The organism is Segatella oulorum F0390, from assembly GCF_000224615.1.
GTDB classification, from domain to species: Bacteria; Bacteroidota; Bacteroidia; order Bacteroidales; family Bacteroidaceae; genus Prevotella; species Prevotella oulorum.
Genome location: NZ_JH114215.1, coordinates 942,433 through 967,753, shown reverse-complemented (window position 1 = coordinate 967,753; position 25,321 = coordinate 942,433). Strand labels below are relative to the sequence as shown.

Annotated in this window: 19 protein-coding genes, 1 tRNA gene and 2 pseudogenes; 10 read left to right on the top strand and 12 right to left on the bottom strand. The window is 46.2% G+C overall.

Annotation, left to right across the window (positions count from 1 at the left end):
- Positions 1 to 51 precede the first annotated feature (51 nt).
- Positions 52 to 1,482 (top strand): DUF2130 domain-containing protein, encoded by a 1,431-nt coding sequence (locus HMPREF9431_RS04100; protein WP_004379869.1) that lies wholly within the window; start codon positions 52 to 54, stop codon positions 1,480 to 1,482.
- A 33-nt stretch (positions 1,483 to 1,515) separates the two neighbouring features.
- Positions 1,516 to 4,758, top strand: a complete 3,243-nt coding sequence (locus HMPREF9431_RS04095; RefSeq protein ID WP_004379868.1) for a P-loop NTPase fold protein — start codon at positions 1,516 to 1,518, stop codon at positions 4,756 to 4,758.
- Here HMPREF9431_RS04095 and HMPREF9431_RS04090 read toward each other — a convergent pair.
- The 6 genes and pseudogenes from HMPREF9431_RS04090 to HMPREF9431_RS04060 all read right to left on the bottom strand — a co-directional run bounded on the left by HMPREF9431_RS04090 (position 4,726) and on the right by HMPREF9431_RS04060 (position 11,043).
- Positions 4,726 to 5,388: a TraX family protein gene (locus tag HMPREF9431_RS04090; protein WP_004379867.1), complete on the bottom strand. Its 663-nt coding sequence runs from the start codon at positions 5,386 to 5,388 to the stop codon at positions 4,726 to 4,728. The genes HMPREF9431_RS04095 and HMPREF9431_RS04090 overlap by 33 nt on opposite strands.
- A pseudogene (locus HMPREF9431_RS04085) lies at positions 5,385 to 7,703 on the bottom strand (type IV secretory system conjugative DNA transfer family protein). The gene HMPREF9431_RS04090 and the pseudogene HMPREF9431_RS04085 overlap by 4 nt, the downstream one beginning before the upstream one ends.
- An 18-nt stretch (positions 7,704 to 7,721) precedes the next feature.
- A complete protein-coding gene (gene traN / locus HMPREF9431_RS04080; protein ID WP_004379862.1) occupies positions 7,722 to 8,645 on the bottom strand; it encodes a conjugative transposon protein TraN in 924 nt (307 codons plus the stop codon).
- 24 nt (positions 8,646 to 8,669) lie between these two features.
- Positions 8,670 to 9,598, bottom strand: a pseudogene (locus tag HMPREF9431_RS04070) (IS982 family transposase).
- A gap of 296 nt (positions 9,599 to 9,894) precedes the next feature.
- Positions 9,895 to 9,972: transfer RNA gene (locus tag HMPREF9431_RS04065), tRNA-Arg, on the bottom strand.
- A gap of 153 nt (positions 9,973 to 10,125) precedes the next feature.
- Positions 10,126 to 11,043, bottom strand: coding sequence for a glucosaminidase domain-containing protein (locus tag HMPREF9431_RS04060; protein ID WP_004379859.1), 918 nt, complete (start codon positions 11,041 to 11,043; stop codon positions 10,126 to 10,128).
- Between the two features lie 77 nt (positions 11,044 to 11,120).
- On the opposite strand from HMPREF9431_RS04060, the gene HMPREF9431_RS04055 reads away from it, so the two are divergent.
- From HMPREF9431_RS04055 to folD, 7 genes are all read left to right on the top strand, one after another.
- Positions 11,121 to 11,501, top strand: coding sequence for a 2-amino-4-hydroxy-6-hydroxymethyldihydropteridine diphosphokinase (locus tag HMPREF9431_RS04055; RefSeq protein ID WP_004379858.1), 381 nt, complete (start codon positions 11,121 to 11,123; stop codon positions 11,499 to 11,501).
- The gene (locus tag HMPREF9431_RS04050; protein WP_004379857.1) at positions 11,498 to 12,769 is read left to right on the top strand and encodes a M64 family metallopeptidase; all 1,272 of its coding nucleotides are present in this window, start codon (positions 11,498 to 11,500) and stop codon (positions 12,767 to 12,769) included. The genes HMPREF9431_RS04055 and HMPREF9431_RS04050 overlap by 4 nt, the downstream gene beginning before the upstream one ends.
- Positions 12,770 to 12,936: 167 nt before the next feature.
- Positions 12,937 to 13,284: a hypothetical protein gene (locus tag HMPREF9431_RS04045; RefSeq protein ID WP_040560821.1), complete on the top strand. Its 348-nt coding sequence runs from the start codon at positions 12,937 to 12,939 to the stop codon at positions 13,282 to 13,284.
- Positions 13,285 to 13,482: 198 nt separating this feature from the next.
- The gene (locus tag HMPREF9431_RS04040) at positions 13,483 to 14,565 is read left to right on the top strand and encodes a bifunctional 3-deoxy-7-phosphoheptulonate synthase/chorismate mutase type II (RefSeq protein WP_004379855.1); all 1,083 of its coding nucleotides are present in this window, start codon (positions 13,483 to 13,485) and stop codon (positions 14,563 to 14,565) included.
- A gap of 11 nt (positions 14,566 to 14,576) precedes the next feature.
- Entirely contained in the window at positions 14,577 to 15,533 is a 957-nt protein-coding gene (locus HMPREF9431_RS04035; protein ID WP_004379854.1) for an endonuclease/exonuclease/phosphatase family protein, read from the top strand.
- Between the two features lie 173 nt (positions 15,534 to 15,706).
- Positions 15,707 to 17,053 (top strand): signal recognition particle protein, encoded by a 1,347-nt coding sequence (gene ffh, locus HMPREF9431_RS04030; protein WP_004379853.1) that lies wholly within the window; start codon positions 15,707 to 15,709, stop codon positions 17,051 to 17,053.
- A gap of 54 nt (positions 17,054 to 17,107) precedes the next feature.
- Positions 17,108 to 17,986 (top strand): bifunctional methylenetetrahydrofolate dehydrogenase/methenyltetrahydrofolate cyclohydrolase FolD, encoded by an 879-nt coding sequence (gene folD / locus HMPREF9431_RS04025; protein WP_004379852.1) that lies wholly within the window; start codon positions 17,108 to 17,110, stop codon positions 17,984 to 17,986.
- 254 nt (positions 17,987 to 18,240) lie between these two features.
- Here the strand turns inward: folD and gmd are convergent, their stop codons facing one another.
- The 4 genes from gmd to HMPREF9431_RS04005 all read right to left on the bottom strand — a co-directional run bounded on the left by gmd (position 18,241) and on the right by HMPREF9431_RS04005 (position 21,582).
- Positions 18,241 to 19,335, bottom strand: a complete 1,095-nt coding sequence (gmd, locus tag HMPREF9431_RS04020) for a GDP-mannose 4,6-dehydratase (protein ID WP_004379851.1) — start codon at positions 19,333 to 19,335, stop codon at positions 18,241 to 18,243.
- 10 nt (positions 19,336 to 19,345) lie between these two features.
- Positions 19,346 to 20,413 (bottom strand): mannose-1-phosphate guanylyltransferase, encoded by a 1,068-nt coding sequence (locus HMPREF9431_RS04015; protein ID WP_004379850.1) that lies wholly within the window; start codon positions 20,411 to 20,413, stop codon positions 19,346 to 19,348.
- 114 nt (positions 20,414 to 20,527) lie between these two features.
- Positions 20,528 to 20,821 (bottom strand): hypothetical protein, encoded by a 294-nt coding sequence (locus tag HMPREF9431_RS12800; RefSeq protein ID WP_004379849.1) that lies wholly within the window; start codon positions 20,819 to 20,821, stop codon positions 20,528 to 20,530.
- 302 nt (positions 20,822 to 21,123) lie between these two features.
- Complete coding sequence (locus HMPREF9431_RS04005) at positions 21,124 to 21,582, bottom strand: hypothetical protein (RefSeq protein WP_004379848.1); 459 nt, start codon at positions 21,580 to 21,582, stop codon at positions 21,124 to 21,126.
- A gap of 361 nt (positions 21,583 to 21,943) precedes the next feature.
- Between HMPREF9431_RS04005 and HMPREF9431_RS04000 the strand changes: the two genes are divergently transcribed.
- Entirely contained in the window at positions 21,944 to 23,191 is a 1,248-nt protein-coding gene (locus tag HMPREF9431_RS04000) for a hypothetical protein (protein ID WP_004379847.1), read from the top strand.
- 110 nt (positions 23,192 to 23,301) lie between these two features.
- On the opposite strand, the gene HMPREF9431_RS03995 is transcribed toward HMPREF9431_RS04000, so the two are convergent.
- Positions 23,302 to 23,997 (bottom strand): HAD family hydrolase, encoded by a 696-nt coding sequence (locus HMPREF9431_RS03995; RefSeq protein WP_004379846.1) that lies wholly within the window; start codon positions 23,995 to 23,997, stop codon positions 23,302 to 23,304.
- Between the two features lie 7 nt (positions 23,998 to 24,004).
- The gene (locus HMPREF9431_RS03990; RefSeq protein ID WP_004379845.1) at positions 24,005 to 25,258 is read right to left on the bottom strand and encodes a CobW family GTP-binding protein; all 1,254 of its coding nucleotides are present in this window, start codon (positions 25,256 to 25,258) and stop codon (positions 24,005 to 24,007) included.
- Positions 25,259 to 25,321: the final 63 nt, after the last annotated feature.

Sequence of the window (25,321 nt, the reverse complement as noted above, 5' to 3'; positions counted from 1 at the left end):
TGGTTGCACACTCAATAAGTATCTTTGCATTGTAACTTTAATGAGTTGTTTATGAAAGAACTAAAATGTCCCAAGTGCGGTGCTATTTTCACCGTTGATGAAGCTGATTATGCTTCTATCCTTAACCAGGTTAAGAACGATGCCTTTGACGCAGAAGTAAGCAAAAGACTTGCTGAACTCCGTCAGCAGCAGAAGATGGATCAGGAAGCGGCTCTGTTAGCATCTGAACGAGGGTTCAAGGATAAGCTGTCGGCAAAGGATAATGAGATTGCAGGCAAAGATACTGAGATAGCCAGACTGAATGAGCGTCTCAACAGCATTGCTCAGGCCAAGCAACTCGAAATGAAGGAACAGCTCTCGGATAAGAATGCTGAAATCGTTCGCTTAAAAGAGCAGATTAACAGTCTCCAGAGTAGCAAGCAAATGGAAATAGAAAATAAAGTAGTCGAGAGAGACAAGAAAATCTCTGCTCTTGAAGCCTCCCTGCAACAGAAAGAGAAAGAGCAGGAACTGGCTGTAATTCAGGAAAAGAACGCACAGCGGGGAACTATCCAGCAGAAGCAGCAACGCATCATTGAACTGGAAGCCAAACTCACAGAGAATGAGGCGAAGGCTGCACTCAACGAGAAAAACCTAAAGGAATATTATGAGCGCAGTCTCAAAGACAAGGAGGAAGAGATTGAGCGTTACAAGGATTTCAAGATCCGACAGTCAACCAAGATGATTGGTGAGGACCTCGAAATTCATTGCCACAATGAGTTTGATAACGCCCGTTCGCTCGGCTTATATCCTAATGCTTATTTCGAGAAGGACAATGATGCCAGCAGCGGAAGCAAGGGCGACTTTATCTTCCGTGACTTTGACGGCGATACGGAATATATTTCCATTATGTTTGAGATGAAGAACGAGGCAGATACGACAGCAACCAAACATAAGAACGAGGATTTTTTTGACAAGCTTTACAAAGACCGCACAACCAAGGGCTGTGAGTATGCCGTTTTAGTGAGTATGCTGGAGCCAGAGAGTGAATTATATAACAAAGGTATAGTGGATGTGAGCCACCGCTATCCAAAGATGTTCGTGGTTCGTCCTCAGTTTTTCATGCCTATCATCTCGCTTCTTGCCAAGGCTTCCAGAAATGCTGTGGAATACAAGCGTCAGTTGGCTATTGCCCGCAACCAGTCGGTAGATGTGACTAACTTTGAGACGAAGCTCAATGAGTTCCGCAACGGTTTCAGTCGTAACTATGAACTGGCAAGTAAGAAGTTTAACGTGGCTATTGCCCAGATCGACGAGTCCATCAAGCATCTACAGAAAGTTCGTGAAGCCTTGGTCGGTTCTGAAGATAATCTTCGTTTAGCGAACAAGAAGGCAGACGAACTGACCATAAAGAAACTGACCTATAATAATCCAACGATGAAAGAGAAGTTTGACGAAGTCCGTTTGGTTGATACTAGTAAAGGAGAACATTCTGATAATTGAAAAACAAAAGATCGATAACACAAAAAATATTCTATGTTAAACGAAAATATATACCCCCACTTTATTTCTGACAGCCCCAAAGGAATTGATTGTTTTGAAGGGCATACACAGGAGCAACTAGCGGGAAATATATGTAAATATATCAAGTCCATTGATTCTGAGCCCGATAAAAAGTTAGGCGGCAATATTCCACGTATAATTGGGATAGAAGGGGGATGGGGGGCTGGAAAGTCTAATGTCGTGTCAATGATAGACAATGAATTGTCAGAAAACAGTTATTATACGTTTACTTATGATGCATGGGGGCATCAGGAGGATTTACAAAGGCGTTCTATCCTTGAAACCCTTACTAATGACTTAATTGACAATAATGTGCTGAGAGGTAAGGTGTCAATCCGTATGCGAAATGGTAAAGACAATTATGCAGATTGGAGAGACCAACTAAGCCTGTTACTTTCAAATAAGTCAACGACCATAACGAGATCCATTCCACGTCTAAGTTCTGCTTCCGTTTGTGGCATTCTCTTAATTGCATTGTATGGTATATTAAACGTCATTACAGGACGTTTAATGGATGATTGTACAATAACTTTATGGTTAGCCCTTGGTATAAATTTAATCCCTATTTTAATTGGCACCGCATTAGTTTTGTATCATCGCTACAGGAATAATAATTGGGAGTGGGCCTTAAGGTTAATATCTCAGAAAGAAGATAGTAAAATAGATGAAGAATTCACAAGTAGCGAGGAGCCATCAGTTAATGAATTCAAGAATTGGTTAGATTCACTATCAGATTATTTTTCTAAAACCAAACTATCTAAAAAGAAACTTATTGTGGTATTTGATAATATGGATCGATTACCATCTAAAAAAGTAATGCAGTTGTGGTCTTCAATCTATACATTTTTTGCTGGTGGAGATTATGAAAATATTTGGGTAATAATCCCTTATGACTATCAACATCTATGCCAAGCTATATCCAATGGCGGGACTAATGAGGATGCCGATAAGGATCGTATAAAGCGTTTCATAGACAAGACGTTTCCTATAACATATAACATTCCTCAGCCAGTTGTAACCGACTATGAGAAACTATTTAATACGTATTTTGAGCAAGCGTTTGGAAAAGGAGAAAAGGATCAAGGGCACATTTGTCTTGTATTTATGGAAATACATCCCATTGCCAATCCACGTACTGTAATATCTTTCGTAAATGAATTAGTTGCGATGAGATTGCAATGGCCTGATGAGGATGGTATAAGATTGCAAATAATAGCTTTATTTATCTTAAAGAAAGAAAAAATCTTATACAATGGTAAATCCTTAGAAGAAAACCTTCTTGGTGATGAGATATTTGAAGGTGTCACATCTTTTTATCCAGAGACAGAATACATTAGGGCAAAGTTATGTCAACTTGCTTATGGCCTACATGATATTGAAAAAGCTGCAGAGTTGCCAATGTTAAGAACTCTGAGGGTGAAAATCGGAGAAGGTGATTCTATTTTAGAATTATCTAATCATACAAATTTTGTATCAATACTAGAAAAAGTTCTTTCTAATGAGAATATGATTAAACAACATATTGACGAAGCCATACAAAGTCTAAAAAGCCTCGACACCGTTAATTTTAATGATGAAGAGAAAAACATAATTAAGAAAAAATGGGATTATCTCGCCAATATGATGTGTAGGACACAATTCGATAAACCAACTTTCGACTCTTCCCATCGTGAATTGCTTCTTCACTGTAGTAAGAGGCGCTTGGAAAGCGTTGCAGCTCACCTTTGCAATGAACTTCAACAACATGAAAATAGAGGTAAGGAGTATTATCAAGCTTTGTCAGGTCTTGAAACTGCACTTTCAAAGGCTCATTCAACCTTAGATATAAAAAACCTATTAGAGCCAAAAGAAGTATCATCTAAAGAGTTCCAAAATTATGTTCTTTGTGCAAAGGAAAGTTATCCTGATTATAAATTAAAAACCTCTAATGAAGAACTGAACACATTACTTATTGAGCAGGTGCAAGAGGGGAATAATGATAGTGCAGAAACTATAAAATATATCAAAGACGATGAGTATTATTCCTTTGATCATCTTTTTGAAAACACGCAATATAGTATACGGCAGAAGAAGATAACGAAACAGATATTTGCTGCAGCCTATATTAACAGAGTTTTCACGCAATGTGGAGAAGAAGTAGTAGCTAAATTTGATTCAAGTATAATCAATACGTGCTTATCTTCACCGGATGCGCATCAAAAGATCGGTTATGAAGATGTTGTGGCTATGTCTCTAGCAAATGGTACTGATGTTTCAAACTTTAAAGAGGAAAATGTGCCCTGTCTCTGCGAATGTATTGAGAACTACATGGATTACTCTAAATTAATACAATATTTAGGGGCAGAAGGAAGTGCCTACAACTTACTAAATAAGTATATAATATTGCAACGCAAGGGAACTAAAGTTCCATACCCTTATATAGCCCAGAATATTACTTCTATTAAAGACAAATTAGGTATAGAATACTCTGATATTATCCTGCGACTAGATGATATTCAAACGTTGGATTGGATAGACCCTACAGGTTCTAATGCATCGTTCAAAAGTAATATAGCGAATTACTTGCCTCAGAGCATGATGCAAGTATATAAGGATAATTGGGGCAATTTTAGTCAAAGCTTAGTAGAATTAGGCTTTGATGCATTACTCGACAAGCAGAAAGGCTTTTTATTTAATCCTGCATATGATAGGATAGACGAGTACTGGAAAACATTTATAGAAACATTCTTGGACACTAATGTCTCTGAGGATGCTAGAAAAGTATTAACAAAGGAACTAACGTATGCATTAGATGGCATAAGGCAGAATACGCACCCTAACATTGGGAGCAGTAATGTTTTACAATTATTGATATCAATAGCTAATAAGCCCCTACTTTTAGAATTTCTGAGAACGCAACTTAATGAATTCTTTTTTAAACAGGATTGTAGACTTGATTCATTTATTCTTTTTGGAAAGTTGTTGCCATTGTTGGGTGCTGACATGGATAAAAACTACGCAAGTGGTTTGATAACTCACTTTGTAAAGCCAAACTATGATAATGCCGATTCGGTTAAGATAATAATTGAAAACAAACAGTTCTATATTGGTATTCTGACAAAGGATATTTCAGTAAGCATACCAATAATAAAGGGTATGTTGGCAAAGTCCGAATACTCAGAAATACATGAAGAGCTGACCCTTTTAGTACCGAAGGAAGCAGATAAGGACGAATAATAACATCAAATGCAAGGGATAGTATGCATAGAATATATACTTTGCATACTGTCCCTTGATGAATCCTCGCTCTCCATTGTAACAATGGATAACAGCCAATCCCAGCCAAAGCCCAATCACACCGTACTGGTACAGGAAGAGGGTGGCTAAAAGGCTTTTCGTCAAGTCGTTCGCCCGAAAGATATAGAACGCACAGATCAGCAGGATGCCGGAATACTCGTAATCGACGTGTACCCATGTGGCCATTCCACAAACGGCTGCCATCAGGACACACCAAAGTAATGGCTTATTGTTTATCTTTTTCATGCCCTCCATTGCCACTAGTCCCAATAGCAGGGTGAAGAACACATTATGTGTATTGTCATGATTCAGTAGCCACCACGGAATGTCCGACACAAGGGCAAAGACAAAAAGATTCAGCGCATATTTCCTCACGGAACGGGTATGCACATATCCTTCCACCAGCAGAAAGGCGAAGATAGGGAACGCCATCCTACCTATCGTTCGCATGGCATCGTAGGCAAAGCCACTGTCCATTAGGTAATAGGCTATGTGGTCTAATGTCATGGACACCAATTCAATTATCTTCAATGCGCTACCTGACAACCCTTTACCTTGAACGAGGATCATATCACTTTGTTTTCTTTGCCCAACAGCTCTGCAATCATCGCATCCACCTCGTCATTGACCCGCTTGAAATTACGCCCCAACATAATCTCTTTCTCACGGTTTGAGGTAAACTGATAGATTTTAGGCAGGTCGGCATACAGACTTTCTTCCTTCTTAATCTGCGCCATATCGAAGTGTGTCTTGCAAAAATATTTGGAAGTCTTGAACTCCTCCGACTTTTCGATGTCGAAACCCTGCATCATACCATCTTCGGTCGGAGTGAAGTCACGTGCTGACTGACCAGCCAGCCACCCGTGGCCATATCCGCTATCTTCGCTGCCGGAACGAGGAAGTCCAACCGCTCAGAAATAGAGGTGGAAACCTTCTGGTCATTGATGGTGATAGATTTGGAAGTCTGCTTCGCCTTACCGAACACATCGTTCTGTGCCCATTCCAGCGTTTCTTTGTTACGGGCAGCACCCATAAAGATATTACCACAGGTGGTGATAATCTTCTGCATGCCGTTTTTGCCATAGTCTGCTTCCAGCTGTGGCAGCTCCTAAAATCCTAGTGTCACTGCCACCTTGTTGCTACGCGCCGTACCTATCAGGCGGTCAATCTTATGAAAGTACAAGGTCGGCAACTCATCCACGATGATGGAAACAGGGATATTCCCTCTGCTGTTCACACGGGTAACGAGACGGTTCAGCACCAAGGCATTCAGCGCACCCACAATCTGCTCCTTTTCCGGGTCGTTGGCAATCACGAGATACGAAGGACTGGCAGGGTCAGAAATCTTCAGGTCGAAGTCATCTCCTGTAAAAATCCAATAGGCTTCCGGCGAAATCAAACGAGCTGCATTGACACGCAGCGTACCCACCATACCTTCGAGCTGATCCATCGCCTTGTTGGTATAAGCCGACTGGAACGGAGCCATGAGCGAGAGAATCTTCTGGTCCTGCATCAGAATGTCGAACACATCGCTGTACTGCTTGCCTAAGAAAGAAAGCACATGCGGCATATCCGAGTATTCACCGGTAATGGTGTCAGGTTCCATCACCTGCCCCTGCTCATCCTCATACCAGGACGAAGTGATATGCACCCGCTGTCCGTTACGGCTCGTATAGGTAAAGTCATTCAAGTCCACGAACATGCCATCCTCATCCACCGACACATCGTGGCTCAACTCATCCACAAAGTCCAGTATCGTGTTGCCGTCCTTATCAACCGCCCTGTAGTCGTGCCAGTTCTTCGTAACCAACTTCAGTTTCTTGCCCTTGTATTTGATATACCTTGTGAGCTTCTTACCGTCCTTGAAACCCGTAGGATGGAAGTTCACGAAGAAATAGATGATGGCAGAGAGGAAGTTGATGGCCGAGTTCTGGAAGAACGCTTCAGAGCCACCTTTCTTGTCGCCACCCTTGTTGAGCGATTCGAGCAAGGTCGCTGCCGTCTCTGCTGCCGCCGCCAAGTCAAGGATGTACTTCCGTTGGATAGGGTTGATTCGGTTGGAGTATTCCACATCGGTAAAGTTGACGATGTGGAAGCCACAGTTCTCCGGCAACCTGCCCAGTTTCTTGTTCTTGCAATACTGATAGAACAGCGTCTTTCCCAATGTCGGGAACTTGTAGTCATACACCATCATGGCAAAGCCCTTGGCCGCATGCTGGCGGATAAATGGGTCAATGATGCCGAATGACTTACCAGAACCAGGGCGTACCCAGTACGATGGTGCCACGAAAGGGATTGATGATGTTGATCCAGCCCTTGTGCATCCGTCCTTTGAAATAGTAAATCATCGGGATATTGACCGAGTACGGATTCTCATTCAGTTCCTCTGACTGCTGAAACGACTCATTCTCAAAGTTGAATCGATCCTCACCTAACTTGTAGTTGTAGTAGCGTGAGATACCATCCAGCCCCTGATGCAGGAGCATTGTGCCGATGATGGAAGTCATGGCGTAGAGAACACGGTTAGTCGGGAAACCGAAGAGTAGTCCACCCCAGATGCCCTTATGGAACATCATGCAGAGCGCAATAAACGTGATGCCGATGCCGATAGGATAAAGCACCATTGTCTTGACATTGAATTTCAGCGCCTTCTGTGGACGTGTACCGATACATGTCACGCCGATGCAGATGAGTTCGATGAGCTTGCATGATGCCACATTGTTGAAGATCTTGAAACGGGCTATCAACTCCAGGATGAACCCCGTCACACGGTTATCCGCCGTGATAGGCTGATTCATGATCAACTCTACAATCAGGAAAAGATAGATATAGCTCCTGAACGTGTTGTAGATCTGTTGTTGTTCCCTTGTCTCTTCTACAGCCATGACGATTTGGTTTGATGATTAAAACACAGGTAGGTATGATACCATCTGCTCGCTGACACCATCAGCGTGCAGAATATCCTTATAGTTGATGTTGAGCGTGATGACACGCCCCGAAATCTGTTCCTCCGCAATTTCCAACTTCAGCACCTTCTCTTCCGGAAAGGTCAGTTTGTCGAGCACCAGCACGTTGCGATACGCCTTCTTGAAACTCTTCGCCGTATTGAACGAATAAACGGGAGTCAACTCTATGGACTGCGAATTGGTGGCTTTGAGTTCCTTCTTATCCTCCAGTTTGATACGCACCTCACTGATGTCATACTTCATCTCTGTGTCGTTGTAGAGCGAGTAGTCGAGGAAGAAGTAGTCGCCGACACTGTAGATGTTATTCACCGTAGCCCTGATGCCATACTCATGGGAATGGATATGCTTCTGCGGCCTACTGGCAAAGATCGCCCAGGCGTATGCCGTCATCTCCTTGCGTGGCATCGTCACGTCGGGATTTTCATACTTGCTCATGTCCTCTGCCTTGATACGGTAGATGGAGCTGGCTTTGGCAGGGCCGGTAGTATAAACCACGTTGAGCTGTACGATGTGCCGCTCCCCAATAACGGTAATGGTACCCGCCAGCTCATTGTCATACATTTTTCCCGATGGTTTGATGCGTACGATATTGCCCGTACACTGGTTGCCCACTATCTTATTTGTCGAGATGTCCACAAGCTTAATATTCTCTGGCATCAGCAGATGCGTTGTCACTTGCTCGTTGACAAATACCACATCCTTGCGCCTGTTCTCGTCAAAGATGTAGCTATCCGTGGGCCTTGCGTTGCGGATATATCTCACCGAAGCCGAGTCTACCTCAATATTCTTATACATTTTCTGTGCCTGAAGGCTGCCACACAATCCCATGAAGGCAACCAAGATAACTAAAAACTGCTTCATATTTTACTCGAGTTCGGGATAAGATCAGTATGTAAATAGTTCTAACTGCTTTGATTTTTCGACATAAACAGGTAGCGCCTCAGGTTTATTGTCAAAAAAGCAATAGGCAGTAAGGGCAGGACATAGGTTCATGATGAAGTTGTGTATTGAGCGATGTCGCGAGTGTACGAGGTTAGCTTTATTCTTCAAAAGTTCATTGATGCACTCGATAATGTACCGCTTTCTTAACATAATCTTATCCCACATCGGCATCAGCTTGTTCTTCATTTTAGCCTTCAAGCCATGAACGAGCCCAGAATACCTTGAGTGAATAGGCTTTCGAAGAGTTCTTGCTTGATATATCCTCTGTCAGCAAAGACCTCCCCATAAAGCACCTTTGTAAATACATTCCACACCCTGCTATCCCTGTTATCCACGTTGACCCCGGTAAGACAGAATGTGATTACCTCACCTGAATCATTGCAAAGCAGGTGAAGTTTGAAGCCATGACACCAGCCCATAGTCCCTTTTCTGTTCTTGGCGAGCCCCGAAAAGACTTTGTTGAAATACCTTCTTACGTTGTGGCATACGGGAATCATTGTACTGTCAACGAACGTTATCCCCGTACACTTGCCGAAAGCATAGAGCCTCATGAAGAGCCTCATTTTGCAGAATACACGAGGCATGAGCTCTACAAAGCGATTATAGGATACCGCATTGGGGAACTCTTTGTGGAAGTAGCCGCAGATACAATTCTGATAATACTCCTTAAAATTGCGATAGGTACCGAAATGATAGCATATAAGAATCGTCATCACCTCACTTTCGGAAAGCCTTCCTTTACGATTTCTGTAACGTTTCCCATTACCATTATGGGCGGGTAAACGCAGGTTTCTTTTCAGCTCACCATCCAAATTCTTGTCAAACTCATCGATAATACAGAATATTTCTGTAACTTTGTCCTTGGTAGTCATCGCTATATTTGTTTTATAAGTTACTGATTCACAGCTATAAAGTTACAAAATAATAGCGAGATTACCAACTTTTTAAGCAATTTTCTTATCCCGAACTCGCGTACATTCTGTGTTCTGGTAACACAAATTGGTAACACATTTTATTCCCGAGAGCTCCTTTTTGCTCCCATTACTTCCCATTAGTCACGGGGTTTAACATCAAGCATAAACTCCTCTAAATGTGCTAATTAGGCCACAAGTGGCTCCTTCTAAACGCAAAAGAGGATTTTGTTTCCAAAATCCTCTTTTGCTTGTGGTGGTGATTCCGTTGGGATTCGAACCCAAGACCCACAGCTTAGAAGGCTATTGCTCTAATCCAACTGAGCTACGGAACCAGCCTTATTTGCTTAAATCGGTTGCAAATTTAGCATTTCTTAGTGAGATATACAAGCCTTAGTACATTTTTTTTGGTACACATCCGTATCTGTAAAGGGCTGAAGAGCCGACCAACGAATACAAAATTGCTTGATATTTGTCTTTATTTCTACTTAATATAGGCGGAGCGGCATACCGGCTTGTATTTGATAATCGGGGGTGAGTTGATTTAATTTGTACAAGCTCTTTAACCGTATGCCGTAATGTTGTGCAATGGTGTACATGCTTTCTCCTGGTTGAATAATATGTAGACGGCCTTTATATCGCTTTTCTGCCCGCTTCTGTTTCTTCTTAAGATAAATGACCTCACCAGGATTTAGAACATCGTTTTTATTGCGTTCGTTGTATTTGGCAATTTTTCGATAGGATATATTTATTTCATCGCCAATGCTCTTAAACGTATCGCCTGACCGGGCAATGATATAATAGTTCTTGTTATAGAGGTGTATGGGGTGCAATAACATACCGTTGTTGGCAGGTTTGTCGGTGCCTCCGCGTTTAGCCATGAATTTGTCATAGCTTGTTGCTTGGTCTAAAGTGTAGAGTTTATAGAGTTCGATGAGCTCAATCAGCTTGTCGGCATATTGTGGATTCGTTGCATATCCGCAGGCCTTTAATCCGCGTGCCCATCCTTTATAATCCGTCCGATCGAGCTGGAACAGACTGCGGTAACGACTGTTTTGCTTGAGGAAACGACTATGATCTTCGTAGCTTTGCAGTGCATTATCGTAGGAACGGAAACATTCGTTCGCAGCATCGTCGTTATGATAGACTGATGCCCCTGTCCAATCGTGACACTTAATACCGAAGTGGTTGTTGCCTTTAATGGAGAGTTCGCTACGTCCGGCACCACTTTCGAATAATCCTTGTGCTAAGGTAATGCTTGCCGGGATATTATAGCGCAGCATTTCTTCGATAGCCAAGTTCTTGTATTGGTCAATGTAACTTTGATAGACAGAATTCCATCGCATTTGTGCTTGCATTTGCAAGGGGATTGCGATACAAAGGAAAAGGAAGCATTTTTTTATCATGTGCGCAAAATTACGTATTATGCAAAAAATAACAATAAAACAGGATTTCTTTTATCAAATATTAGTAGTTTTGCACCATGTCTAAGAAACGGCAACTCATTTTGGCTTTAGGAACAAACCATCATCGGCAGGAGAACATGCGATTGGCTCAGGCACATTTGCACGATCTTCTCCGCGATATAGAATTTTCTTCATCAGCATTAACAGCGGCTATCGGCGAATTTCCGGGGACCTATCTCAACTGCGTCGGTCGAGCCACCACGTCGCTGATGTTGTGCGAATTGCAAACCAAGTTCAAGGCCATCGAGGCCAGCTGCGGTGACAGCCGAGAGAAGCGCGAGGCGGGCTGCATTGAAATGGATATTGACATTTTGAAATATGGCGAAGAGCGGTTGCATGAAGCCGATTGGGACCGTGCTTACATTCAGCGACTATTAATAGAACTATATAGCAGATGAAGCAATTTCTACTTTTCTTGATTTGTGTGCTTGGTCTACAAGCTCATGCACAACAGTTTAATGATTACTTTGAAGATGCAACGTTACGTATCGATTACACCTTTGCGGGCAATGTGCATGAACAGCATGTTACGCTTGATAAACTTAACCGATTGCCTCGTTGGTATGGTAAGCGTCAACGGCTCACACAGGTGCCCGTGGAAGGCTATGGACAAGTGATTGTGCGGCATCATGCTTCGGGTAAGGAAATCTATCGGCAATCTTTTTCAACCCTTTTCCAAGAATGGCTCAGCTATGACGAGGCTCAGCACACATCGCGGAGTTTTGAAAATGTGTTTTTGGTGCCTATGCCTAAAGACACTGCGGACATTACCCTCGAACTCTATAATAATCGCCGAACCATTATGACAGCCTTCACACACCAAGTGTCGCCCAAGGATATACTGATTCGGCGCATTGGCGAGCAACACCGCACCCCTTTTGTGCAGTTGTTAGCGCCCAAGGACACATCTCGTTGCATTCATATTGCATTTATTGCCGAGGGCTATCAGCCCAGCGAGATGTCTACTTTCATAGCCGATGCGACGCTTTCCATGGATGCTATCTTCGCCCATGAGCCCTTCAAAAGTCTCAAAGACCGGTTCTCAATAGTGGCCGTGCAAGCACCATCCGTTGATAGCGGAACCAGCATACCCTCAAAAGGCATTTGGAAGCGAACGGCTTTGAGCAGCCATTTTGACACATTTTATAGTGAACGTTATCTCACCACACTCAATTTGAAAGATTTACACGATCAACTCGCCGGAATCCCTTATGAACACATCATTGTCTTAGTCAATACACCCCATTATGGCGGTGGCGGCATCCTCAATTCCTATAATTTGTCCATGGCGCATCATCGGCTCACGCGACCGGTGGTGGTGCACGAGTTTGGGCACAGCTTTGCAGGTTTGGCCGATGAATATGGCTATGCCAACGAGCAAATTCCGATGTATCCGCACGATGTTGAACCTTGGGAACCCAATCTCACAACTCTGGTGCATTTCGACGAGAAGTGGAAGGACATGCTCCCCGCTCATACGCCTATTCCTACGCCTCAGGTTACAAAAAATCAACAGAAGGTGGGCGTCTACGAAGGAGGAGGCTATGCTTTGCACGGCGTCTATCGTCCCATGATTGATTGCCGCATGCGCACCAACGAAAATCCTGAGTTTTGTCCGGTTTGCCAACGTGCCATTCGCCGGCTCATTCAATTTTATACCGAATAATAGGAAACTGTGGCTGCACAAATGTGGAGTCATTGAAAAGTTATAAAGTTCCTTGTTTATAAAATTCTGTTTGAAACCATTCTGCGTCGTTCCGAATCTGATACGAACCCCAACCGGACGTAAACTCCCTCTTCGGGGGATGACAATCGCTTGTTTTTGGTAAAAACATGCGAGATGCCGGGGGAGTTTCGACTGTTTTTGGTAAAAACATGCGAGATGCCGGGGGAGTTTCGACTGTTTTTGGTAAAAACATGCGAGATGCCGGGGGAGTTTCGACTGTTTTTGATAAAAACATGCGAGATACCGGGGGAGTTTCAACTGTTTTTGATAAAAACACGCGAGATGCTGGGGGTGTTTCGACTGTTTTTGATAAAAACGCACGAGATACCGGGGGAGTTTCGATTGTTTTTGGTAAAAACGCACGAGATGCCAGGGGAGTTTCGATTGTTTTTGCTCAGCCGAAGTGGGGAAGTGCTGGCATAACCTTATGCCCGTGCGTGGACATGTGGAGTTGATAGGATAAAATAAGGTGTAGAGAAGCGGGTAGGGAAAGCGGTCGCAGGTTTGGTTGAACCCCAGAAAATGTATAATTTTGCAACGACAAAACGCTTGCAATGGCCACAGAAGGTTGCGAAGTGTAGCCGTAATAGGCAGGGCTTCGCCATTCGGTTTTAGTTTCGAGATGCAAAGAGCGTTTTTTAATCAATGAAATGATGACAGAACTACATTTAACTCCCCTTCATTTGCCCAGCGGCGGCCAGCAGTCTGCGTGCGTGATAGCAGGTCCCTGTTCGGCCGAAACCGAGCAGCAAGTGCTCACCACAGCTCGTGATTTGGCAGCATGTGGTTGCCGCATTTTTAGAGCAGGTGTTTGGAAACCACGCACCAAACCCGGGGGCTTTGAAGGCGTGGGTGAGGTGGCGCTGCCGTGGTTGCAGCAGGTGAAAGCGCAGACGGGCATGCTCACGGCCACCGAAGTGGCAACGCCCGAGCATGTGGCACTGTGCCTGGAGCATGGCATCGATGTGTTGTGGGTGGGTGCACGCACCGTGGCCAATCCCTTTGCCATGCAGGCCTTGGCTGACAGTTTGCGTGGCGTGGATGTACCTGTGTTGGTGAAAAATCCTGTTAATCCCGACTTAGAATTGTGGATTGGTGCCTTGCAACGACTCAATCGTGCGGGCATCACGCGCCTGGGTGCCATCCTGCGTGGTTTCTCGAGCTATGGAAAGAAAGCATATCGCAATCTGCCCATGTGGCAAATCGCAATCGAGTTGCGCCGCCGCATTCCCCAGTTGCCCCTCATTTGCGATCCCAGCCACATTGGTGGGCGCCGCGACTTCATTGCGCCGTTGAGCCAGCAGGCTTTGGATTTGGGCTTCGACGGCTTGATTGTTGAGAGCCATTGCCATCCGCAGGAGGCATGGAGCGATGCGCAACAGCAGGTGACGCCCGCCATGCTGCACCAGATTTTGCAAACCTTGGTGGTGCGCAGCACGCGCGCTGTGGATGAGGGTTTGCGACCGCTGCGCGCGCAGATTGACGACATCGACAATCAGCTCATGATGCTCTTGGCACAGCGCATGCAGGTTTGCCGGCAGATTGGGATGTATAAAAAGGAGCAGAATTTGGCAGTGTTGCAAACCAATCGCTACAACGAAATCTTGGAAAAGCGCGGCGAGCAGGCTCGTCTGTGTGGCATGAGCGCGCAATTTGCGGCCGAAGTGTTTGAGCATATTCATGAAGAGAGTGTGCGTCAACAACTGCAAGTTATTAATGGCGAAGTGAAACCTTAGGGCCAACAGCAATGGGTATGCTCAACTTTATTTCCATCCTTTTAAGTCTTTTCACGGTGGTGGAATGGAACTGTGAAAACCTTTTCGACACGCAGCATCAGCCGCCCAAGCGCGATACCGAGTTTTTGCCTGACGGCGCGTACCATTGGACCACTGCACGCTATTGGAAAAAGCTGCGGCATGTGGGGCAAACCCTAATGGCTTGTGGTGGCGAGGAAAAGGCGTGGCAGTTGCCCGATATCATTGCGTTGTGTGAAGTTGAAAACGATTCGGTGATGCGTGATTTAACGAAGCGTTCGCCCTTCCGTCAGGCGCATTACAACTATCTCATCACACAATCGCCCGATGAGCGAGGCATCAATGTGGCACTGCTCTATTCGCCCTATTCGTTTCGTTTGTTGAGGTGGCATGCGGTGCGTGTGAACCCCATTCGGGGCATGCGTCCCACGCGCGATTTGCTTTATGCCGCCGGTGAATTGTTGTCGGGCGACACGCTGCATCTCTTGGTTGTTCATGCCCCGAGTCGCAGTGGAGGCGAACGTATCACGCGTCCCAATCGTCGGGCAGTGGCACAACAAATCGTTGCAGTGGTTGACTCTATCCGTCTTCATTCCGCCACGAATAAAATTCTCGTGTTAGGCGATTTCAACGATTATGCGCAGGATGAAAATCTTCAGTATCTTTTGCGTCACCAGTTGGTTGATGTCTCTGCCGATGCAAAAGGAACGCATGGTGCGAAAGGCACCTATAAGTATAAAGGCGTTTGGGACAGCTTAGACCATATCTTGTGCAGCGAAACCTTGAAACCTTATTTCCGTCAATGCCAAGTGATGGATGCCCCTTTCCTGTTGACTGCCGATGATATTTATGGAGGCGTGCGACCTTTCCGCACCTATTATGGGCGGCGTTATTCGGCAGGGTTTAGCGACCATTTGCCCTTAGTCGCACGCTTTTGGCTTCCCGATTAGAGCCATCTTATTTGGGGTAATTCAAGTAACCTTAATTTTTTTAAATAACAAAATGCACCTTCGCTAATCTCCACCTTATTATGTATTTTTGCAACAACTATAGCCGAATTAGCTTTTTAATGCGTGATAGAGCGAATTCAGTACAAAGAGAATTATAAAAAAGATTAAAAGATATGTTTGAGAATTTAAGCGATAGATTAGAGCGCTCATTCAAAATATTGAAAGGTGAGGGGCAAATTACCGAGATTAATGTTGCCTCTACGTTGAAGGATGTGCGGAGAGCCTTGCTCGATGCCGACGTAAACTTTAAAGTCGCTAAAAACTTCACCGACAAAGTAAAAGAAAAGGCGTTGGGTATGAATGTGCTCACGGCCGTGAAGCCTGGCCAACTGATGGTGAAGATTGTCCATGATGAGCTGGCCGACTTGATGGGAGGTGAGGCTGTTGATATAAACTTAGAAGGCCATCCTGCCATTATTCTCATGAGTGGTTTGCAAGGTTCTGGTAAAACAACCTTCAGCGGAAAGCTGGCAAACTTGCTTAAGTTAAAACGAAATAAGAAACCATTGTTGGTGGCTTGTGACGTTTATCGTCCGGCGGCCATTGAACAGTTGAAGGTGGTTGGTGAACAGATTCAAGTCCCGGTCTACGCCGAACCCGAAAATAAAGATGTTGTGGCCATCGCCCAGCATGCCATTCAAGAGGCAAAAGCAAAAGGAAACGATGTGGTGATTGTCGACACGGCGGGGCGTTTGGCTGTCGATGAAGAGATGATGAACGAGATTGCTTCCTTGAAAGAAGCGTTGCATCCTTCGGAAACGCTATTCGTGGTGGATGCCATGACGGGACAAGATGCTGTCAACACCGCAAAAGAATTTAACGACCGCTTAGATTTCGACGGCGTGATTCTAACGAAATTAGATGGCGACACACGTGGCGGTGCGGCACTTTCTATCCGCACAATCGTTACCAAGCCCATCAAGTTTGTCGGAACAGGTGAGAAGATGGAAGCTTTGGATGTGTTCCACCCTAACCGTATGGCCGACCGCATCTTGGGCATGGGTGACATTGTCTCGCTTGTAGAGCGTGCGCAAGAGCAATTCGACGAGGAGGAAGCTAAACGGCTGCAACGCAAGATACAGAAAAACAAGTTCGATTTTAATGACTTCTTGGGGCAGATAGAACAAATCAAGAAGATGGGTAATTTGAAAGATTTGGCCAGCATGATTCCCGGTGTTGGCAAGGCTATCAAGGATGTGGATATTGACGACAACGCTTTTGTGAGCATTGAAGCCATCATCCGAAGCATGACGCCCAAGGAGCGCACCAATCCCGAAATTCTTAATACCAGTCGTCGCCAGCGCATAGCTAAGGGATCGGGAACCAACATCCAAGAGGTGAATAAGCTTATCAAGCAATTTGATCAGACACGAAAAATGATGAAGATGGTGACGGGAAACCAAATGGCAGGGATGATGAGCCGCATGAAAGGGATGAAGATTCCGGGAATGCCTAAATGATTGTGTCACAAGGTTTCTGGAAGCAGAGTAATAATCAAGTAATAGAGAAAGCGGATGCAGATTATTGATGGAAAGGTAACGGCAGCCGAAATCAAGGCTGAGATAGCAGCTGAAGTCCAAAACATTGTTGCGCAAGGTCGCAAGCGCCCCCATTTGGTTGCCATTCTTGTTGGTCACGATGGCGGCTCCGAAACGTATGTGCGCAACAAAGTCCAGGCTTGCGAGCAATGCGGTTTCCTGTCGACCCTCATTCGCTACGAGGCTGATGTGACCGAAGCCGAGTTGCTTCGTTGTATTGAAAAACTCAATCATGATGTTACTGTCGACGGCTTTATAGTGCAGTTGCCATTGCCGCCGCATATTGATGAGCAAAAGATTATCATGGCCATCGACTACCGTAAAGACGTAGATGGTTTCCACCCCATTAATGTTGGTCGGATGGCGATTGGTCTGCCTTGCTTCGTTTCTGCTACGCCATTGGGCATCATGACGTTGCTGCGTCGTTATCAAATCAAAACAAGCGGAAAGAAATGTGTGGTGCTGGGACGTAGCAACATTGTGGGTAAACCGATGGCACAACTGATGGCTCAGAAGGCTTATGGCGATGCTACGGTCACCATTTGTCACAGCCACACGCAAGACATTGCAGCCGAGTGTCGCCAGGCCGATGTGATTATTGCAGCCATTGGTCAGCCGGGTTTTGTGACGGGCGACATGGTGAAGGAGGGTGCTGTGGTGATTGATGTAGGCACTACGCGTGTAGCTGATGCTACGCGCAAAAGTGGTTTCCGTCTCTCGGGCGATGTCTGTTTCGATGCTGTAGCCCCCAAATGTTCTTACATCACGCCCGTTCCGGGTGGGGTTGGCCCCATGACGATATGTTCTTTAATGAAGAACACATTGGCCGCAAGTAAAAATGAATATTACAAATAACGATATTGCATAAACGAATTTTTTTTATAACTCTCTAATTTTTGAAGGGGACTGGATAGCAGTGATGCAAGCCGTCCCCTGTTTTTTTGTGATGAATGATGGGAGCGGCTAACAATAGTTCTGCATGGTGCGCATAAAGAAAACAAAAACTTTGCAAGCCATAAGAAAAGCCCACCGAAAAGCCTGATTGAAATCTCTCTTCGGTGGATATTTGCACTTGTATAGATGCGGTGGGCAGCCCTCAAACGCAGGTGCTACTTCACGATACCTTTCTCTAAATACTCGGCTAAATTGGTTCTCACCTTTTCGGCCGCCCCTTCGGAAGCCACTTTGGCCATATCGCTGTCGACCATGAGGCGTACTAACTCTTCAAACGACGTTTTGGCAGGATTCCAACCCAATTTTGCCTTCGCCTTTGTAGGGTCGCCCCAAAGGTTGACCACATCGGTGGGGCGATAGAAGTCGGGGCTCACTTCAATGAGCACTTTCCCTGTGGCTTTGTCGATGCCCTTCTCGTCGAGTCCTTCGCCTTGGAATTCGAGTTCAATGCCAACGTGTTTAAATGCTTGATAGCAGAAGTCACGCACACTATGCTGCACGCCGGTGGCAATGACAAAATCCTCGGGCGTGGGGTGTTGCAAAATGAGCCACATACACTCAACATAATCTTTGGCATAGCCCCAATCGCGCAGCGAGCTGAGGTTGCCCAAGAAGAGCTTATCCTGCTTTCCTTGTTTGATGCGTGCTGCTGCCAATGTGATTTTGCGCGTGACGAAAGTTTCGCCGCGGCGCTCACTCTCGTGGTTGAAGAGGATGCCCGAGCAGCAATACATGTTGTAGGCCTCGCGATATTCTTTCACAATCCAAAAGCCATATTGCTTGGCCACGGCATAGGGGCTGTAGGGGTGGAAGGGGGTGTTTTCGTTTTGCGGCACCTCCTCTACTTTTCCATACAGCTCCGAGGTGCTGGCTTGATAGATGCGGCATTGCTCGGTGAGCCCTAATTGGCGCACGGCTTCCAAAATGCGCAATACGCCAACGGCATCGACATCGGCCGTAAATTCGGGCGAATCGAAACTCACTTGCACATGACTTTGGGCAGCTAAATTATAAATTTCTGTGGGACGCGTGCGCCCGATAACCCCTAAGATGCTCATCGAGTCGCCCAAATCGGCATAATGCAGATGAAAATGGGGCAACCCTTCGAGGTGGGCTATGCGCTCGCGAAAGTCTACCGACGAGCGACGGATGGTGCCATGCACCTCATAACCTTTTTCTAATAGGAACTCGGCAAGATAGGAGCCGTCTTGCCCCGTGATGCCCGTGATGAGCGCTATTTTTTCTTTCATATTGCTAAATTTATTGTTGTTCGGAGAATTGTTTGATGCGTTGTTCTTCAGACAGTTTGCAAATGAGCAACTTGCCGGCGTTCTCAGCCACGATATAGCCGTCGAGCCCTTGCACAATGACCTGTTTCTCATGCAGGGTGTGGATGATGCAGTTGTGGGTGTCGAAAACGGCGATGTCCGGTCCTATCAGCGCATTGTTATAGAGGTCCTTTCTGCTTTGTGCCAGCAAACTGCCCCATGTGCCTAAGTCGCTCCAGCCGAAATCGGCGGGGCAAACAAAGATTTCTTCGGCCTTTTCCATGATGGCGTAGTCAACCGAAATGCTCTCGCACTCAGGATAGCGCGCATCAATCATTTCTTGCTCGGCGGGCGTGCCGTAGAGCTTTTCCATGCCTTCGAAAATGCGCGATAATGCCGGCTGATAAACGCGGAATGCGTTGACAATGGTGCTCACATTCCAGATGAAGATGCCTGCATTCCAAAAATAATTGTTTTCGCGGATATATTTCAAGGCCGTTTCGGCATCGGGCTTCTCTCTAAACGAGTCAACGCGATAAATTTCATGGTTGCGTGGCGAGGAAGCCGAAAGGTCGGCCTGAATGTAGCCATAGCCTGTTTCGGGGCGTGTGGGACGCATGCCCAAGGTGACGATAGCATCGGTCTCGCCCGCAAATTTCAAGCACGACGCCACCACGCGCTGAAACTCTATGGTGTTGGTCACTACGTGGTCGCTCGGCGTCACCACCACATTGGCTTTGGGGTTGAGCGTTTTGATGCGCCAACTGACATAGGCAATGCAAGGCGCGGTGTTGCGTCGGCACGGTTCGGTCAGGATGTTTTCTGCGGGGATTTCGGGCAGCTGCTCTTTGCACAAATCATAATAGCTCTTGTTGGTGACCACCCACACATTCTCAGGCGCGCAAATGCCTTGGAAGCGTTCAAAAGTGAGTTGCAGCAGCGATTTGGCAACCCCCAACACGTCAATAAATTGTTTCGGACAATCGGCTGTGCTCATGGGCCAAAACCTGCTGCCCACGCCACCAGCCATGATGACTAAATGATTATTCTTATCCGCCATATTCTTTTTTTAAAATTTACGATTTCGCCCCAAAGGTAATCATTTTTTTCTTAACGGCCTACTAACGGGCAGCCGAACATCGTTTTGCAGCACCATCATCTCGCCGGCAAAGGCCTATCTGCCATCATACCCTGCTGTCATCTCGTCGGACGAACCCCTTTCCTGCGATAAACCACACGGATAGTCGGCGGCGAGCACCTCGCCAGCAACCTTTTCTCGATTTAGTCCGTCGGCGAGCACCTCGCCAGCAACCTTTTCTTGATTTAGTCCGTCGGCGAGCACCTCGCCGGCAATCATTTCTTGTTTTAGTCCGTCGGCGAGCACCTCGCCAGCAATCATTTCTTGTTTTTGTCCGTCGGTGAGCACCTCGCCAGCAACCTTTTCTCGATTTAGTCCGTCGGCGAGCACCTCGCCAGCAACCTTTTTCGATTTTGTCCATCGGCGAGCACCTCGCCAGCAACCTTTTCTTGTTTTAGTCCATCGGCAGAGCCTCTTCCGGCGACCTTTTCTTGTTTTAGTCCATCGGCGGAGCCTCTTCCGGCGACCTTTTCTTGTTTTAGTCCATCGGCAGAGCCTCTTCCGGCAACCTTTTCTCGAATTAGTCCATCGGCGGAGCCTCTTCCGGCAACCTTTTTCGTTTTAGTCCATCGGCGGAGCCTCTTCCGGCGACCTTTTTCGTTTTAGTCCGTCGGCGGAGCCTCTTCCGGCAATCATTTTCGATTTTGTCCATCGGCAGAGCCTCTTCCGGCAACCTTTTCTTGTTTTAGTCCGTCGGCGGAGCCTCTTCCGGCAACCTTTTCTCGTTTTAGTCCATCGGCGGAGCCTCTTCCGGCAACCTTTTCTCGATTTAGTCCGTCGGCGGAGCCTCTTCTGGCAACCATTTCTTGTTTTAGTCCATCGGCAGAGCCTCTTCCGGCAACCTTTTCTTGTTTTAGTCCATCGGCAGAGCCTCTTCCGCCAACCTTTTCTCGTTTTAGTCCGTCGGCAGAGCCTTTTCCGGCAACCTTTTCTTGTTTTAGTCCATCGGCGGAGCCTCTTCTGGCAACCTTTTCTTGTTTTAGTCCGTCGGCGGACTGTTCGCCGGCAACCTTAGGACACGGAGCCACACGAGAAATGGTAGGGGCGGTGCCTGTGTGCCCGCCCGTGTCGCCCCACAGGGGCGCATCCATCGTTCATTCCCCGCGCACAAAGCGTGTATTTTTGTATGGAAACGCCGCTGCGCGAACGTTCGGGCGGGCACACAGGCGCCGCCCCTACGCATTTTGCTTGAGAGAATTGCGCGCGGATGTCCGCCCCTACGGTTTCGTTTGGGCAGATTGCGTGTGGGACGGTTGATTTCGTTTGGGCGGATTGCGCGTGGACGGTTGGCGCCGTTTGGGTGGATTACGCGTGAGTGTAGAATGGCTTTTGATGGATTGTGCATGATGTTAGGGCCTGTTGTTTAGGGGCATAAAAGCAAAGGGAATATTTGGCATGTTACCATATAATGCTTATTTTTGTGCGTATATTAAACATTTTCTTTTATTTCAGATGAAAAATATTCGTGACCTGTTACTCTTGCTGCTGCTCGTTGGCCTAACAAGCGGTTGCAAAAAAGCGCGTGAGAAAGCGCACGCCCCGATAACTTTATCGGCTACACCCGAGCAGCAGAACTTGCTGAAAGTTTATGAGAAGCCAATCAGAGCTTATTACGAGGAGCTCTCTGATGTGGGGATGGACGGCATCGAAGTTATGTCACGCAAAGACCAAGTGGAATATACTGATATTGCCATTGAACTTATTCATGAGACATTGAAAAAACGGGGCTATCAACCGGTGGACGATGAGACTGCCCGAAAGGCTATCTTGAAATATTATGGTGTAGACATCGCCCAAAACAATTCTATCTTGGCGCAACAAGGTTTTCGCAGCTTTATTTTTAAGGATGGTGATCCCGCTGAACGCAAAAGGCAAGAGCTCTCTATGAATCAAAATTGCTGTTCGGAAGCAAGCTATTTCTGGAATAAAACCATCTATGTTTCGCATTACAATTACATCTTCTCCTATCCCACAATAGACGCGGCCGTAGCTATTAAAGGGCTGCCCGACATATTCGAGGAAGATTATGATGCGACGCTATTTAAGCGAGGGAAACTTTATTATAGGCTCCTCAACAAGGAAACATATTATGAAAACGAATTTATATTTCATGATAGTAAGAAAGCTTTTGCATGGCTGAAAAACAATTCTTTTGGGTTTCTTACCAATCTGTTGCAAAAGTATGGATACGACAAGAATGAGGAAATCAATCGTTTGTTGCTTGATTATATGCTGGTGCAATATGAAACGGTTGTAAGATCCTATATTCTCGAGGAAACCTTTGCCATCAAGAAAAAAACGAAACATCCGCATGTGGAAATCAGGGAAGGACTGTTGAAAAGTCTCCTAAAGCTACCTGCAAAAGCAGAATACGCAAAGATAATCTCGCTCATCAATACTTATATCAAATACATGATGGGCGAGGATGAGGAAGGTACACCCGACTGGGCAGAAGAATTTACGTTGGAGGAATGCTATAAGGTTGCAGCCTATTTGTGTTATTACCAATATCTGTTTTGCAAGAAATTTGGTGTTGAGGAGACTGAACTTTTGGGTCAGGCGCTCTATAATCATGAGTCATTCAGAGAGTATATCGCAGCTAAAAACTATTTTAATTTGAAAGGATTTAAGGCGCTTTGCAAGAAAGTGTATGACAAAGTGGAGGCAAGCGAAAAACTCAAAGAGGATGATGATGAATAGAGGGGTAACGTTCCTGTTGTCGTCAAACAGCAGTGCACAACTACAGGTGTAGTTATTGGCGCTGATACTTTATTTTTTACTCGATAAAACGGGGACGCGTTTGATGTCGATTACAGCAATTCGTTGAGGTTTTCAATCGTTGTGAGGCGTTCGTGGTCGAAGGTTTCGGACAGTTCCATCTTCCAAGCCACACTGAAAGGCACGTGCACGGCGTGGGCACCGATGGCCAAAACGGGTGCAATGTCTGATTTAAACGAGTTGCCAATCATCAGGAGTTGCGAGGGTTTGATGCCGCGTTCCACACAAAGATGGCGGTATTCGGCTTCGGTTTTGTCGGCCACCACGCAGCAGTCGTCGAAGTAGTTGGCCAGTCCCGAGCGCTTGAATTTGTTGAGCTGATCTTGCAATTCGCCTTTGGTGAAGACTATCATTTCGAAGTTGTCGCGGTCGGCTCGTGCGTTGAGGGCTATGAGTGTGTCTTCAACACCGGGCAGAGGTGTGGTGGGAAAGGTGAGCAGCGAGCGTCCCATTTGCATCACTTCCTCGATGATGCGCGCGCTCACTCGTCCGTTGGACACAGCGATGGCCGTTTCGATGAGCGACAAAGTGAAGGCTTTTGTGCCATAACCAAGGGTGGGCATGTTGCGTTTCTCGGTTTCAAATAGCGCCGTCGACAGCGTGTGGGCGTCGCCATATTCGGCCAGAAGTTGGCAGAAACTCTGCTCTACGCGGTCGAAATGCGATTGGCAATCCCACAAGGTGTCGTCGGCATCGAAGGCCATGAGTTTGATGTGTTGCAACGTCATGGCGGGATTAGTCAACGAGGATTTCGTCTAAATAGGCTGTGATTTTCTCGCGGTCGAGGTGCTGACCAATGAACACGAGCTTTTGCATGCGGTCGCCATAGGTCTCGTTCCAATCTTTTTGCAATCCTTCGTTGGCGGCCAAAAGCGGTTTGAGTTCTTTCTCGGGCATGGTGGCATACCATTGTCCGGCGTTGCGCAAGCCCATTTGTTTGCCCGCTTGTTCGAAGACGTAGCAGGTTTGTGGCTCGTCCTTAAACCAACAGATGCCTTTGCATCGAATGACCTCGTGGGGCCAATGCTCGGCAATGAAGCGGTCGAAGTTGACCAAGTCGAAAGGCTTGCGGCGATAATAAACAAAGGTGCCGATGCCATATTCCTCCACCTCGCCGCCGTCGTGATGGTGGTGATGATGATGGTGCTCGTGTTCGTGATGATGATGTTCGTGCTCCTCGTCGTCGTGTTCATGGTCATCCTCGTGCTCATGTTCGTGATGATGATGGTGCTCTTCCTCTTCCTCCTCGTCGTCATGGTGGTGCTCAATGGCGTCAATCCATGCGGCCGATGTAGCCACTTCGTCGAAATTGAAGCGGTGGGTGTTGATGAGTTGGTCTAAATCCACCTCGCCATAGTTACATTCTAAGATGTCGGCCTTGGGCTGCAGGGCGCGAATGATGTGCTTGATGCGTTGCAGTTCATGGGGTTCCACTTCAGCAGCTTTGTTGAGCAAAATCATGTTGCAGAACTCAATTTGCTGGATGATGAGGTTGACAATGTCCTCTTCGTCGATGTTTTTCTGCATGAGGTCGTTGCCCATGGCAAACTCATCTTTCATGCGCAGGGCATCCACCACGGTCACAATGTTGTCTAAGCGGGCGATACCGTCTTTGATGTATTTCGGTCCCATCGTGGGAATCGAACAGATGGTTTGTGCGATGGGTGCGGGTTCGCAAACGCCGCTGGCCTCAATGACGATATAATCGAATCGCTTCATGCTCATGATGTCGCAGAGTTGTTCCACCAAGTCCATTTTCAGCGTGCAGCAAATGCAGCCATTTTGCAAGGCCACCAAGCTGTCGTCTTTCTGATCGACAATGCCTCCCTTCTCAATCAAGTCGGCATCAATGTTCACTTCGCCAATATCGTTTACAATCACGGCAAACTTCACACCGCGTTTGTTGGTCAGAATTCTGTTCACTAAGGTTGTTTTTCCACTTCCTAAATAGCCCGTTAACAGCAACACGGGAATTTCTTTTGTGTTCATTTTCTTTATCCTTTCTTTATAAGTTGCACGTGCAAAGGTATAAAAAACCGCCGACAAATGGTT